The organism is Streptomyces lunalinharesii (genome assembly GCF_039532155.1).
In the GTDB taxonomy this organism is placed as follows: Bacteria; Actinomycetota; Actinomycetes; order Streptomycetales; family Streptomycetaceae; genus Streptomyces; species Streptomyces lunalinharesii.
In genome coordinates, this window is record NZ_BAAARK010000026.1 from 1 (window position 1) to 14,509 (window position 14,509).

6 protein-coding genes, 1 tRNA gene and 1 rRNA gene are annotated in these 14,509 nt (G+C 70.6%); 7 read left to right on the plus strand and 1 reads right to left on the minus strand.

From position 1 onward, the window contains the following. Window positions 1-8 precede the first annotated feature (8 nt). From rrf to ABD385_RS29950, 3 genes are all read left to right on the plus strand, one after another. A 5S ribosomal RNA gene (gene rrf, locus ABD385_RS29940) occupies window positions 9-125 on the plus strand. 116 nt (window positions 126-241) lie between these two features. Further along, window positions 242-919: a DegT/DnrJ/EryC1/StrS family aminotransferase gene (locus ABD385_RS29945; protein WP_344581960.1), complete on the plus strand. Its 678-nt coding sequence runs from the start codon at window positions 242-244 to the stop codon at window positions 917-919. Between the two features lie 57 nt (window positions 920-976). Further along, window positions 977-1,049 (plus strand) — tRNA-Thr (locus tag ABD385_RS29950). 95 nt (window positions 1,050-1,144) lie between these two features. On the opposite strand, the gene ABD385_RS29955 is transcribed toward ABD385_RS29950, so the two are convergent. Beyond that, window positions 1,145-3,805, minus strand: coding sequence for a SpoIIE family protein phosphatase (locus ABD385_RS29955; protein ID WP_425585512.1), 2,661 nt, complete (start codon window positions 3,803-3,805; stop codon window positions 1,145-1,147). A 261-nt stretch (window positions 3,806-4,066) separates the two neighbouring features. Between ABD385_RS29955 and ABD385_RS29960 the strand changes: the two genes are divergently transcribed. The 4 genes from ABD385_RS29960 (at window position 4,067) to ABD385_RS29975 (ending at window position 14,466) form a co-directional block, all read left to right on the plus strand. After that, on the plus strand, window positions 4,067-9,562 hold the full coding sequence (locus ABD385_RS29960) for a HAMP domain-containing protein (protein ID WP_344581963.1): 5,496 nt from the start codon (window positions 4,067-4,069) through the stop codon (window positions 9,560-9,562). A gap of 267 nt (window positions 9,563-9,829) precedes the next feature. Further along, a complete protein-coding gene (locus ABD385_RS29965) occupies window positions 9,830-10,489 on the plus strand; it encodes a response regulator (RefSeq protein WP_344581965.1) in 660 nt (219 codons plus the stop codon). A 110-nt stretch (window positions 10,490-10,599) separates the two neighbouring features. Then, a complete protein-coding gene (locus ABD385_RS29970) occupies window positions 10,600-13,401 on the plus strand; it encodes a DNA translocase FtsK (protein ID WP_344581966.1) in 2,802 nt (933 codons plus the stop codon). 225 nt (window positions 13,402-13,626) lie between these two features. After that, window positions 13,627-14,466: a helix-turn-helix domain-containing protein gene (locus ABD385_RS29975; protein WP_344581968.1), complete on the plus strand. Its 840-nt coding sequence runs from the start codon at window positions 13,627-13,629 to the stop codon at window positions 14,464-14,466. Window positions 14,467-14,509 lie beyond the last annotated feature (43 nt).

Consider the following 14,509-nt stretch of genomic DNA (forward strand, 5'->3'; position numbering starts at 1 on the left):
CATAGTGTTTCGGTGGTTTTAGCGTTAGGGAAACGCCCGGTTACATTTCGAACCCGGAAGCTAAGCCTTTCAGCGCCGATGGTACTGCAGGGGGGACCCTGTGGGAGAGTAGGACGCCGCCGAACAATCATTCAGCTCCGGTCCCTGAACCTTTCTGGTTCAGGGACCGGAGCTTTTTTGTTTGTGCGGTGAAGTGTTGGTCGTAACGTGACGTTCAACTGACCTGGACATGCTCCGCGGCATGGGGACAGTGGGAACGCTCAGGTCGGCCGGTGTCCGTGCTGGCGACGAGGTAGTGGTGCCGGCCTACGGCAACGCCGAAGTCGCCCGGGCGGTGGTGGAGTTGGGGGCGGTGCCGGTGTTCGCCGACGTGGACGCCGAGAGCTACTGCCTGGATCCGGCGGCGGTGGCGGACGCGGTGAACGGGCGGACCGCCGCGGTGGTGGCGGTGCATCGGTTCGGACGGCCCGCGGACGTGGCGTCGCTGCGTGAAGTCGGCCAGCGGCACGGGGTGTTGGTGCTTCATGAAGACGAGCCGGGAACGCGGCCGGACGGGGCGGAGCTGCGGCGGGAGCACGCCGAGTACCTGGACGGACGGCTCAGCGGCGTGTGGACGCCGGTGCCGGTGTCCGGGCACCACTACGAGCAGTACGTGGTGCGGGTGCCGGGGAACGGGCGGCCGGACCGGGACGCGTTCGCACGGGCCCTGCGGGGCAAGGGAGTTGGGTGCAAGGTGCCGGTGCAGGCGCCCGTGTACCGGATGCCCGGCCTGCGGCGGGACGTGTTCCTGCCGGAGACCGAGCGGGCGGTCGACGAGACGTTGGCGCTGCCGTTGGACGCGTCGATGACGCGGCGTGAGGTTCAACGGATGGCGGGGGCCTGCAATGCGCTGGGGGGATTGCTACAGCCGGCTTTCTAGGGCTTGGGGCTGGTTCGGGATTACCTCGATGGTGGGGTAGTATTTATCTCGTTGCCGGCCCCAATAGCTCAGTCGGTAGAGCGTCTCCATGGTAAGGAGAAGGTCTACGGTTCGATTCCGTATTGGGGCTCAAATAAGGGAAAGTCCCCCGCCGTTCGGCGGGGGACTTTTTCGTATGGAGGAGTGGGTGCGGGGGCCGCAGCCGCCGGCCCGCCCCGATGGGGGCTAGGCGGCGGGGACTTCGGGCACGCGCAGGGCGAGGATGGCCATGTCGTCGGAGGCCGGTTCGGCGGCGAAGCGCTCCACGGCGCGCAGGACGCGCGCGGCGACCGCGCCGGCGGTGAGGCCCGTACACGTCGTCAGGACGTCAGTGAGGCCGTCGTCGCCGAGCATGCGGGTGCCCTCGCGGCGTTCGGTGACGCCGTCGGTGACGCAGAGCAGGACGTCGCCCGGGTCGAGGGTGACGGACTGTTCGTAGAGTTCGAGGTCGTCCATGACGCCCAGGAGCGGTTGGGGCTCGGCGGCCGGTGCGACGGTGCCGTCCTGGCGGAGGCGGAGCGGCAGCGGGTGGCCGGCGCAGACCACCTTCAGCAGGGCGCTGCCGTCGGGCTGGGGCCACAGTTCGCCGTATAGGAGCGTCAGGAAGCGGCTGCGGGCGCCCTCGTCGAGGATGGCGGCGTTGAGGCGCTCCAGGACGGCGGGGCCGCCGAAGCCCTCGCGGGCCAGCAGGCGCAGGGCGTGCCGGGCCAGGCCGGTGACGGCGGCGGCCTCCGGGCCGGTGCCGCAGACGTCGCCGATGGCGAAGCCGTAGGCGCCGTCGCGGATCGGGAAGAGGTCGTAGAAGTCGCCGCCGACCTCGTTGCCCTCGCCGGCCGCGCGGTAGATGACCTCGACCTCGACGCCGGGGATGTCGGGGAGTTCGGGGGGCAGCAGGCTGCGCTGGAGCGACTGGCTGATGGCGGTGCGCTCGCTGTAGAGGCGGGCGTTGTCCAGGGCCAGGGCGGCGCGGCGGGAGAGGTCCTCGGCGAGTTCGAGGATCTCCTGGCGGAAGTGCTCCTCGGTCGGCTTGCCGAGGGTGAGCATGCCGATGACGCGGTTGCGGGCGACGAGGGGGAGGACGACGGTTTCGCCGCCGACCGCGGAGGCGGTGGCGAGGGTCGCGCCCGGCCCCTTGGACGGGCGGGCGGACTCCTCCAGGCCGAGGCTGCGCAGCGAGGTGCGCAGCGCCGCGTCGTGGGCGGCGTCGGAGGGGGCGGTCCAGACGCGGGCCCCGGGGGTGGGGACGGGTTCGGGCGGATCGACCTTCATCAGCAGGGTCTTGAGGCCGTCGATGCGGTCCTCGTCCTCGTGCAGGACGTAGGAGAGCTCCGGCTCGGACGCCTGGTCGGCGACGGTGTAGACGGCGCACCAGGTGGCGAGGGTGGGGACGGTCATCTGGGCCATCAGCGCCAGCGTCTGGTCGCGGTCGAGGGTGCCGGCCAGCAGGTCGGACGCCTCGACGAGGAAGGACAGGGAGCCGCGGCGGAGCTTCTCCAGCTCGGTGAGGCGGGCCCGCTCCACGGCGAGGGCGATCCGGTCGGCGGCGAACTGGAGGCGCAGGGCCTCCTCGTTGGTGTACCGGGCGGCGCCCTCGGCGGCGACGCCCAGCGAACCGGTGAGCCGGCCCTCGACCTTGAGCGGGACGGTGACGACCGAGCGCATGCCGGTGCCGGCCAGCAGCGGGACGGCTCCGGGGACCGCGGTGAGGTCCTCGTGGACGGCGGGCATGCGGGCGGAGCCGTAGCGTCCGGAGCCGGCCTCGACGGGGACGCGGGCGAACCGCTGGCGGGCGGAGGGCAGGCCCGTCGAGGCGCGGACCTCCAACTCGGTCTCGTCGTCGGTGGCCAGGAGGAGGTAGGCGGCGTCGCCGTCGAGCATGTCGCGGGCGCGTTCGACGGTGCGCTGGAGCAGGCCGTCGAGGTCGTCCGGGGCGGGGGAGCCGATGAAGACTTCGAAGGGGTCGGCGGGGCGGCCCTCGGCGGGGGTGGCGCCGCCGGTGGACGGCGGGCGCTGGGGGCTCTGCAAGATGGCGCGCTCGTGGTCGCGGACCAGGAGGCAGACGGTGGACGCCTCGCCGTCGGCGTCGCGGACCCGCAGGTGGGAGGCGTAGACGGGGACGACCCGGCCGTCGGCACCCCTTATGCCGTAGGAGCCCTCCCAGCGGGAGAGCTGGAGGGCCTCGGCGATGCCGGTGCCGGTGCCGGGGGTGTGCGGCCAGGCGGCGAAGTCGGTGAGGGGCTTGCCGACGACCTGTTCGGGGTCGTAGCCGAAGAGGTCCTGGGAGTCCTCGTTCCAGAAGGTGACGCAACCGCCGCGGTCGATCTGGATCACCGAGACCCGCACCCGGGGGTCGGTGACCGGGAGGGCGTCCACGGGGAGCGCGGGGCCGGCCGAACGGGTGCCGGCCGGGCGTTCGGGAAGGTCGAGGTGGAACCAGACGTGCTTCTGGGCCGTGGTGTATTCCACACCCCAGCGGGCGGCCAGGGCGCCGCAGAGCAGCAGCCCGCGGCCGCCCTCGCGGTCGGGGTGGACCATGGCGGGGCCGGTGCTCTGGAGTGGAATCTCACGTTCGGGGTAGCGGTCCGCGACGGAGATGCGGACGCCGCCGTCGGTGCGCAGGCACAGGACGTCGGCTGCGGTGCCGGCGTGGACCACGGCATTGGTGACCAGTTCGCTGGTGAGGACCACGGCGTCGTCGACGATGTCGGCGTAGCCCCAACCCTGGAGGGTGTCGCGGACGAAAGCACGGGCAGTGGCGACCGAGCGCCCGACCGGCTCGAAGGTGGCGGCGGCCCGCGCGGTGATCACTGGTCTCCTCATGCGTGTGTCGGTGATCTGCTCCCCCATGGTCGCGGTGCCCCTCCGAATACCTGTCGTGCTCGCACCACCGCCCGTAGGGAAACGCCGGGGCGGGTGGACAGCCGTATGCCAGGTTACTTACCTTCGCCGGGCCCGGGGATGCCGGTCACGTGTCTTTCGCCCCAATCGTGCATCGGGACGGTGTGCGATGCTGCCGAACTGTTATGGCCTGGTTGAGCCATGGTGAAACACTGGGCAAGCATGAAGGCAGAGCCCGGAGAGAACGGTCGACCCTGCGGGAGGGACACGGTGGAGTCTGGCGCAGCGGCGCGGGGCGTAAGCACGCGCGCGAAAGGCGGACGATCCCGGAGTAATGGGACGACCGAGGTAGATACAGCTGCCCTGAATCGGCTGCTCGCCGCGCTCGTCGCCATGCGGGACGGGAACTTCCGGAAACGGTTGACGGTTTCCGGCGAAGGCGTCATGTCGGAGATCGCGGCGGTCTTCAACGAGGTCGCCGACCGCAATCTCCATCTGACCGGCGAGCTGGCGCGGGTGCGCCGGGTCGTGGGGCGTGAGGGAAAACTCACGGAACGGCTGGAGGCCGGTGCGGCCGAGGGGTCCTGGGCCGCGGCCATCGAGGCGTCCAACGCCCTGGTGGACGACCTGGTGCGGCCGGTCTCCGAGGTGGGCCGGGTGCTGTCCGCGGTCTCCGAGGGCGACCTGGAACAGCGGATGGACCTGCGGTCGCGGAGTTCGGACAGCTCTTCGGAGCATCCCCTGCGCGGTGAGTTCCTGAAGGTCGGGCGGACCGTCAACGGTCTGGTGGACCAGCTCTCCGCCTTCACCGACGAGGTCACCAGGGTGGCCAGTGAGGTCGGTACGGAGGGCAAGCTCGGCGGCCAGGCGCGGGTGCGCGGCATGTCGGGCTCCTGGAAGGACCTCACGGACTCCGTCAACACGATGGCGTCCCGGTTGACCGCGCAGGTGCGGGACATCGCGCTCGTCACCACCGCCGTCGCCAAGGGCGACCTGTCGCGGAAGGTGACCGTCCACGTCGCCGGCGAGATGTTGGAGTTGAAGAACACCGTCAACACGATGGTGGACCAGCTCTCCTCGTTCGCCTCCGAGGTGACCCGGGTGGCCCGCGAGGTGGGCACCGAGGGCGAGCTGGGCGGTCAGGCGCAGGTGCCCGGCGTGGCCGGGGTGTGGAAGGACCTGACCGACTCGGTCAACCTCATGGCCGGCAATCTCACCGCGCAGGTGCGCGGGATCGCCCAGGTCACCACCGCGGTCGCCAGCGGCGACCTGTCGCAGAAGGTCACGGTCAGCGCCCGCGGCGAGGTGGCGCAGCTGGCCGAGACCATCAACACGATGACGGAGACGCTGCGCACCTTCGCCGACGAGGTGACGCGCGTCGCGAACGAGGTCGGGGCCGAGGGGCAACTCGGCGGTCAGGCGCAGGTGCCCGGCGCGGCCGGCACCTGGAAGGACCTCACCGACTCGGTGAACAACGCCTTCCGCAACCTCACCGGCCAGGTCCGGGACATCGCGCAGGTGACCACGGCGGTGGCCAACGGTGACCTGTCGCAGAAGGTCACCGTCGACGTGGCCGGCGAGATGCTGGAGTTGAAGAACACCGTCAACACGATGGTGGACCAGCTCTCCTCGTTCGGTGCCGAAGTGACGCGGGTGGCCCGGGAGATCGGCGTCGAGGGCGAGCTGGGCGGCCAGGCCGCCGTACCGGGCGCCGCGGGCACCTGGAAGGACCTCACCGACTCCGTCAACACGGCCTTCCGCAACCTCACCGGGCAGGTCCGCAACATCGCGCAGGTGACCACGGCGGTGGCCAACGGCGACCTGTCGCAGAAGGTCACCGTCGACGTCTCCGGCGAGATGCTCCAGCTGAAGAACACCGTCAACACCATGGTGGACCAGCTGTCCTCGTTCGCCGACCAGGTCACCCGCATGGCCCGGGACGTGGGCACGGAGGGCCGGCTGGGCGGTCAGGCGCGGGTGGACGGCGTCAGCGGCACCTGGAAGGAACTCACCGACTCCGTCAACTTCATGGCGGGGAACCTCACGTCGCAGGTGCGCCAGATCGCCCAGGTGACGACGGCGGTGGCGCGCGGCGACCTGTCGCAGAAGATCGACGTCGATGCGCGCGGCGAGATCCTGGAGCTGAAGAGCACCATCAACACGATGGTCGACCAGCTGTCCGCCTTCGCGGAGCAGGTGACCCGGGTCGCCCGGGAGGTCGGTACGGAAGGCCGGCTCGGCGGGCAGGCGCAGGTGCCGGGCGTCGCCGGCGTCTGGCGCGACCTGACCGACTCCGTGAACGGCATGGCCGGCAACCTCACCGCGCAGGTCCGCAACATCGCGCAGGTCGCGACGGCGGTGGCGCGCGGTGACCTGTCGCAGAAGATCGACGTGGACGCCCGCGGCGAGATCCTGGAACTGAAGAACACCCTCAACACGATGGTGGACCAGCTCTCCTCGTTCGCCGAGGAGGTCACCCGGGTCGCCCGCGAGGTCGGCACCGAGGGCATCCTGGGCGGTCAGGCCGAGGTCCAGGGCGTCAGCGGCACCTGGAAGGACCTCACCCAGTCCGTCAACTTCATGGCGAACAACCTGACCTCGCAGGTGCGCAACATCGGCGAGGTGACCACCGCGGTGGCCCGCGGCGACCTGTCGAAGAAGATCACGGTCGACGCGAAGGGCGAGATCCTCGAACTCGTCACGACCGTGAACACCATGGTCGACCAGCTGTCGCTGTTCGCGGAGCAGGTGACGCGGGTGGCCCGCGAGGTCGGCACCGAGGGCCAACTCGGCGGTCAGGCACGGGTTCCGGGCGTCACCGGAATCTGGAAGGACCTCAGCGACAACGTCAACCTGATGGCCAACAACCTGACCATCCAGGTGCGGAACATCTCGCAGGTCTCGGCGGCGGTCGCCAACGGTGACCTGACGAAGAAGGTGACGGTCGAGGCGCGCGGCGAGGTCGCGCAGCTCGCCGACACCGTCAACACCATGGTGACCACCCTCTCGTCGTTCGCCGACGAGGTGACCCGGGTGGCCCGTGAGGTGGGCACCGACGGCATCCTGGGCGGCCAGGCCCGCGTGCCCGGCGTCGCCGGCACGTGGAAGGACCTCACCGAGTCGGTGAACTCCATGGCCAACAACCTGACGGGTCAGGTCCGCAACATCGCCATGGTCACCACCGCCATCGCCAAGGGCGATCTGACCAAGAAGATCGACATCGATGCGCGGGGCGAGATCCTGGCGCTGAAGACCACCATCAACACGATGGTCGACCAGCTGTCGTCCTTCGCCGAGCAGGTCACCAGGGTGGCCCGCGAGGTGGGTACGGAAGGCCAACTGGGCGGTCAGGCGCAGGTGCGCGGCGTGGCCGGCACCTGGAAGGACCTGACGGAGTCGGTGAACGAGATGGCCGGGAACCTCACCCGGCAGGTGCGGGCCATCGCCGCGGTGGCCGTGGCGGTGACCCTCGGCGACCACAACGTCCGCATCGACGTGGACGCGGCCGGCGAGATCCTGGAGCTCCAGGACAACATCAACACCATGATCTCCACGCTCCGGGAGACCACCCTCGCCAACGAGGAGCAGGACTGGCTGAAGGGCAACCTCGCCCGGATCTCCGGCCTGATGCAGGGCCGCCGCGACCTCAAGGACGTGGCCACGCTCATCATGAGCGAGCTGTCGCCCGCGGTCTCGGCGCAGCACGGCGCGTTCTTCCTCGCCGCGCGGCCCGACGTGCAGGAGATCGGCACCGACGGCGACAGCCGGTACGAGCTGCGGCTGATGGGCTCGTACGGCTACTCCATGGGGGAGATGCCGACGACGTTCAAGCCCGGCGAGACGCTGATCGGGACGGCGGCCGAGGAGGGCCGCACGATCCTGGTGGAGAACGTGCCGTCCGGATACCTCAAGATCGCCTCGGGGCTCGGGGAGGCCCCGCCGGCCAACGTCATCGTGCTGCCGGTGCTCTTCGAGGACAAGGTGCTCGGCGTGATCGAGCTGGCGTCGTTCCAGCCGTTCACCCAGATCCAGAAGGACTTCCTCAGCCAGATCGCCGAGATGATCGCGACCAGCGTCAACACCATTTCGGTCAACACCAAGACCGAGGTGCTGCTGGGCCAGTCGCAGGAGCTGACCGAGCAACTGCGCGAGCGCTCGGCGGAGTTGGAGAGCCGGCAGCGGGCGCTGGAGCTGTCCAACTCCGAACTGGAGGAGAAGGCCGAGCAACTGCGGGCGCAGAACCGCGACATCGAGGTCAAGAACACCGAGATCGAGGAGGCGCGGCAGGTCCTGGAGGAGCGCGCCGAGCAGCTCGCGGTCTCGATGCGCTACAAGTCGGAGTTCCTGGCGAACATGTCGCACGAGCTGCGCACGCCGCTGAACTCGCTGCTGATCCTCGCCAAGCTGCTGGCCGACAACGCCGAGGGCAACCTCTCCCCGAAGCAGGTGGAGTTCTCCGAGACCATCCACGGCGCCGGCTCGGACCTGCTCCAGCTGATCAACGACATCCTCGACCTGTCGAAGGTCGAGGCCGGCAAGATGGACGTCAGCCCGACCCGGATCGCGCTGGTCCAGCTCGTCGACTACGTCGAGGCCACCTTCCGGCCGCTGACCGCCGAGAAGGGACTGGACTTCTCGGTACGGGTCTCCCCGGAGCTGCCGGCGACGCTGCACACCGACGAGCAGCGGCTCCTACAGGTGCTGCGCAACCTGCTCTCCAACGCGGTGAAGTTCACCGACAGCGGCGCCGTCGAGCTGGTGATCCGGCCGGCCGGGGAGGACGTCCCGGTGGCCATCCGCGAGCAGTTGCTGGAGCACGGTTCGCTGCGCGACCCGGACGCCCCGATGATCGCCTTCTCGGTGACCGACACCGGCATCGGCATCGCGTCGAGCAAGATGCGGGTGATCTTCGAGGCGTTCAAGCAGGCGGACGGCACCACCAGCCGCAAGTACGGCGGCACCGGTCTGGGCCTGTCCATCAGCCGGGAGATCGCCCGGCTGCTGGGCGGTGAGATCCACGCCCAGAGCGAGCCCAGCCGCGGGTCGACGTTCACCCTGTACCTGCCGCACAACCCGGGCGGGCTGCCGCCGCAGGGCTACCCGCAGCTGGTCGCCGGTGGCCTGGCGATGGACGCGGAGGCGCGCGAGACCGAGGACGGGCTCCAGGAGAGCGAGCAGCCGCCGAGCGAGCCGGGAGGCGGCGGCAGCCTCAACCGTCGGCGTCGGCGGGCGGTTTCCGGCGGGGCACAGCGGTTCGCGCTGCCCGGCCGGCCGACGCCCGTGGCGCAGCAGCTCGCCGCCGCGGCGGCGCAGCAGGCCGCCCAACAGCCGGACGAGTCCTGGCTCGGCAACGGACAGGACCTGGTCGACCCGGGCTTCGAGGGCGGGTTCCACGGCGAGAAGGTGCTGATCGTCGACGACGACATCCGCAACGTCTTCGCGCTCACCAGCGTCCTGGAGCAGCACGGCCTCTCGGTGCTGTACGCCGAGAACGGCCGCGAGGGCATCGAGGTGCTGGAGCAGCACGACGACATCGTGCTGGTCCTGATGGACATCATGATGCCGGAGATGGACGGCTACGCGACCACCGTGGCGATCCGGCGGATGCCGCAGTTCGCGGGGTTGCCGATCATCGCGCTGACCGCGAAGGCGATGAAGGGCGACCGGGAGAAGAGCATCGACTCCGGGGCGTCGGACTACGTGACCAAGCCGGTGGACACCGATCATCTGTTGTCGGTCATGGAGCACTGGATGCGCCAGAGGTGACGGGCCGTCCAGTGGGCGTCCAGTATGGAACCCGGAAGAGGATCACCGCGTGCTGACTGAGTGTGGCCGTGCACGTGTGGAACCGCGCGATTCGGGGAACTTTCTCGTCTCTCGCTGCGTTTCTGCTACGTGCACAGTGACATCGCGGTGACAGGGTGTGGCGACAGGCGGGGTGCAGCTACGATGACCGGCACAAGGACGGGCGGCGTGACGGAGTCGTCCCCTGGGGCGGCGTCCGGTTCCATGCCGGGGCGAGGAGGACGGGCCATGGTGCAGAAGGCCAAGATCCTCCTGGTCGATGACCGGCCGGAGAATCTGCTGGCGCTGGAGGCGATCCTCTCCGCGCTCGATCAGACACTGGTGCGGGCATCGTCCGGGGAGGAAGCGCTCAAAGCACTGCTCACCGACGACTTCGCGGTGATCCTGCTCGACGTGCAGATGCCGGGGATGGACGGGTTCGAGACCGCCGCGCACATCAAGCGGCGGGAGCGCACCCGCGACATCCCGATCATCTTCCTCACCGCGATCAACCACGGTCCGCACCACACCTTCCGCGGGTACGCGGCCGGTGCGGTCGACTACATCTCCAAGCCGTTCGACCCGTGGGTGCTGCGCGCCAAGGTCTCGGTCTTCGTCGACCTGTACATGAAGAACTGCCAACTGCGGGAGCAGGCGGCGCTGCTGCGGCTCCAGCTGGACGGCGGTCGGCAGAACGTCGGCGAGACCAAGGAGTCCGCCGGGCTGCTGGCCGAGCTCTCCGCGCGGCTGGCCGCCGTCGAGGAGCAGGCCGAGGCGCTCTCCAAACAGCTCGACGAGTCCGCGGACGCCGCGGCGGTGGCCACCGCCGCGCACCTGGAGCGCAAACTCACCGGCCTGCGGCGGGCGCTGGACGCCTTGGAGCCCGGTGCGGGGACGCCCGCCAGCTGACGGGGCGTCCGCGACCGACTGACGGCCTGTCACGCGCCCGGCGCGCGACACGAATGGGTGAAGCGCCGCGCGCTCGTGCCGTGCGCGCCGGCGCCTGTAATCTCGTCGGCATGGCCTCACGTACGTCCGGCAAGGGAACCCAGCGCACGGCGGGCCCCTCGAAGCCGCGCGCCGGACAGTCCGGGGGCGCAGCGAAGAAGGCCGCCGCCAAGAAGGCACCCGCGAAGCGGCCGCCGGCCAAGAAGGCCGCGGTCGCCAAGAAGGCGCCGGCGAAGAAGGCGCCCGCCAAGAAGAAGGCGGCGCCGAGGCCGGCGCCGGCACCGTCGCCGACCGGCGGCGTCTACCGGCTCGCGCGGGCCTGCTGGCTGGGCGCCGCGCACGGCATCGGAGCGGTGTTCCGCAGCTTCGGCCGCGGTGCCAAGAACCTCGACCCGGCGCACCGCAAGGACGGGCTGGCGCTGCTGCTGCTCGGCCTGGCGCTGGTCGTCGCGGCCGGCACCTGGTCCAACCTCTCCGGCCCGGTCGGCAACCTCGTCGAACTCCTGGTGACGGGTGCGTTCGGGCGGCTCGACCTGGTCGTCCCGATCCTCCTCGGCGGCATCGCGATCCGGCTCATCCGGCATCCGGAGCGGCCGGAGGCCAACGGACGGATCGTCATCGGGCTCTCGGCGCTGGTGGTCGGGGTGCTCGGCCAGGTGGCCATGGCCTGCGGCTCCCCGGGGCGCAACGACGGGCTCGCCGCCATACAGGACGCCGGCGGCTACGTCGGCTGGGCGGTCTCCAAGCCGCTGATCTTCACCGTCGGCCAGACCCTTGCGGTGGCGCTGCTGGTGCTGCTGACCGTCTTCGGGCTGCTGGTGGTGACCGCGACGCCGGTGAACGCCATCCCGCAGCGGCTGCGGGCGCTCGGCGCGCGGCTCGGCCTGCTGGAGTCCGCCGAAGCCGATGTGTACGACGAGGAGCCGGAGTACGCCGAGGACTGGCGCGAGGCACCGGCCCGCCGGTCGCGGCGGGCCCCCGCCGATCCGACCGAACCGGCGGCGTTGGAGGCGGCCGCGCTGGCCAAGCGGCGGCCGCGCCGGACGTCGGCCCAGCCCGCCGACCGGCCGATGGACGCCGTGGACGTCGCCGCCGCGGCCGCCGCGGCGCTGGACGGCGCGGTGCTGCACGGGGTCCAGCCCTCGCCGCTGGTCGCCGAGCTCAGCGGCGGCATCTCGGGGGAGCGCCGGGAGCGCACCGGCGACGTCACCGAGGAGAGCGGTGCGGTGCCGCCGGCCCGGGGCGCGGAGCCGGCCGCGGCCGCCCCGCCGGTCGAGGCCGGGCGTTCCGCGAAGGTCCCGGACCTCACCAAGGCCGCGGTGCCGGACCTGACCAAGGCCGCCCCCGAGCCGTCCGGCGACCTGCCGCCGCGTGCCGAGCAGCTCCAGCTCGCCGGCGACATCTCCTACGCCCTGCCGTCGCTGGACCTGCTGACCCGCGGCGGCCCGGGGAAGTCCCGCAGCGCGGCCAACGACGCCATAGTGGAGTCGCTGACCAACGTCTTCACCGAGTTCAAGGTCGACGCCTCGGTCACCGGCTTCACCCGCGGCCCGACGGTCACCCGCTACGAGGTCGAGCTCGGCCCCGCGGTGAAGGTCGAGAAGATCACCGCGCTGGCCAAGAACATCGCGTACGCGGTGGCCTCCCCGGACGTGCGGATCATCTCGCCGATCCCGGGCAAGTCCGCGGTCGGCATCGAGATCCCGAACACCGACCGCGAGATGGTCAACGTCGGCGACGTGCTGCGCCTGGCGGACGCCGCCGGGGACGACCACCCGATGCTGGTCGCGCTCGGCAAGGACGTCGAGGGCGGCTACGTGATGGCGAACATCGCGAAGATGCCGCACGTGCTGGTCGCCGGTGCCACCGGCTCCGGCAAGTCGTCCTGCATCAACTGCCTGATCACCTCGATCATGGTGCGGGCCAGCCCCGACGAGGTCCGGATGGTGCTCGTCGACCCCAAGCGGGTGGAGCTGACGGCCTACGAGGGCATCCCGCACCTGATCACGCCGATCATCACCAACCCCAAGCGGGCCGCCGAGGCGCTCCAGTGGGTGGTGCGCGAGATGGACCTGCGCTACGACGACCTCGCGGCGTTCGGCTACCGGCACATCGACGACTTCAACGAGGCGGTCCGCTCCGGCAAGCTCAAGACGCCCGAGGGCAGCGAGCGGGAGCTGTCGCCGTACCCGTACCTGCTGGTGATCGTGGACGAGCTGGCCGACCTGATGATGGTCGCGCCGCGGGACGTCGAGGACGCCATCGTCCGCATCACGCAGCTGGCCCGCGCGGCCGGCATCCACCTGGTGCTGGCCACCCAGCGGCCGTCGGTCGACGTCGTCACCGGTCTGATCAAGGCCAACGTGCCGTCCCGGCTGGCGTTCGCGACCTCCTCGCTGGCCGACAGCCGGGTCATCCTGGACCAGCCCGGCGCCGAGAAGCTGATCGGCAAGGGCGACGGGCTGTTCCTGCCGATGGGCGCGAACAAGCCGGTCCGGATGCAGGGCGCGTTCGTCACCGAGGAGGAGGTGGCGGCCGTCGTCCAGCACTGCAAGGACCAGATGGCGCCGGTCTTCCGGGACGACGTCACCGTCGGCACCGCCAAGAAGAAGGAGATCGACGAGGACATCGGCGACGACCTCGACCTGCTGTGCCAGGCGGCGGAGCTGGTGGTGTCCACCCAGTTCGGGTCGACCTCGATGCTCCAGCGCAAGCTGCGGGTGGGCTTCGCCAAGGCCGGACGGCTGATGGACCTGATGGAGTCGCGGAACGTCGTCGGGCCGAGCGAGGGCTCCAAGGCGCGCGACGTGTTGGTGAAGCCGGATGAATTGGACGGAGTGCTCGCCGTCATCCGGGGGGAGGCTACCCAGTAGCACGCACGTGCGGACCCCTTCGTCCGCGCGCGGAGGCAACCGTTTTCCTTGGCCGCACGTCAAGTTGAGGGAAGCGGGGGAGGCCGCTGCGGCCTCCGGCCCCGAGGCAGGCGCCGCGGGGCGTTCTGATGGCGTACAAACCCGGCTCTCCCGCTTGCCCGACCCTTTCGCAACACCCCTAGACTGAACTTCCAGCAGGTGGCTACACGCTCGAAAGGCGCCCCCGTGTCCATCGGCAACTCCCCCAACTCCCCCGAAGAGGACCGGGCTTCCCCCGGTCCGGACCGGCCTTCGGTCGGCCGAGCCCTCCAGCAGGCCCGCATCGGTGCGGGTCTGACCGTCGAAGAGGTCAGTACGGCGACGCGGGTGCGGATCCCCATCGTGCACGCGATCGAGCAGGACGACTTCTCCCGCTGCGGCGGCGACGTCTACGCACGCGGACACATCAGAGCGCTCGCCCGTGCCGTCTCCCTCGACCCCCAGACCCTGATCGAACGCTACGACGCCGACCACGGCGGCCGGCCCGCCCCGACCGTCGCCGCCCCGCTCTTCGAGGCGGAGCGGATCCGGTCGGAACCGCGCCGCCCCAACTGGACCGCGGCGATGGTGGCGGCCATCGTCGCGGTGATCGGCTTCGCCGGCTTCACGTTCTTCAGCAGCGGCAGCAAGCACCAGGGCGGGCCGATCGCCTCCGACACCGCCAAGGCCGACAAGCCCGGCCCGGCCCCCAGCACCATCCGTCCGCAGGCCCCGCAGCCGCCCCGTCCGGCGCCCTCCGACAGCGCCATCGCCGGACTGCCCAAGGACAAGGTCACGATCAAGGTGACCGCCAAGGACGGCCAGAGCTGGGTCTCCGCCAAGGACGCCAACGGCAAGCTCCTGCAGGACGGGCTGCTCAAGCAGGGGGAGTCGAAGACGTTCACCGACAAGAAGCGGATCGACCTCGTCGTCGGCAACGCCGGGGCCGTACAGCTGTACGTCAACGGCAAGGAGGTCAAGAAGGTCGGCGACGAGGGCTCGGTGGAGCGGCTGAGCTACACGCCGGGGGACCCGCAGGCGGGCTGACGAGCGCCGGTCGGAACCCCTCCGCCGTCTGTCCCGGAGGGCC

Excerpts from the sequence above, each read along its gene's own strand:
- ABD385_RS29945 (WP_344581960.1), top strand. The coding sequence starts at position 242 with ATGGGGACAGTGGGAACGCTCAGGTCGGCCGGTGTCCGTGCTGGCGAC.
- ABD385_RS29955 (WP_425585512.1), bottom strand. The coding sequence starts at position 3,805 with ATGGGGGAGCAGATCACCGACACACGCATGAGGAGACCAGTGATCACC.
- ABD385_RS29965 (WP_344581965.1), top strand. The coding sequence starts at position 9,830 with ATGGTGCAGAAGGCCAAGATCCTCCTGGTCGATGACCGGCCGGAGAAT.
- ABD385_RS29970 (WP_344581966.1), top strand. The coding sequence starts at position 10,600 with ATGGCCTCACGTACGTCCGGCAAGGGAACCCAGCGCACGGCGGGCCCC.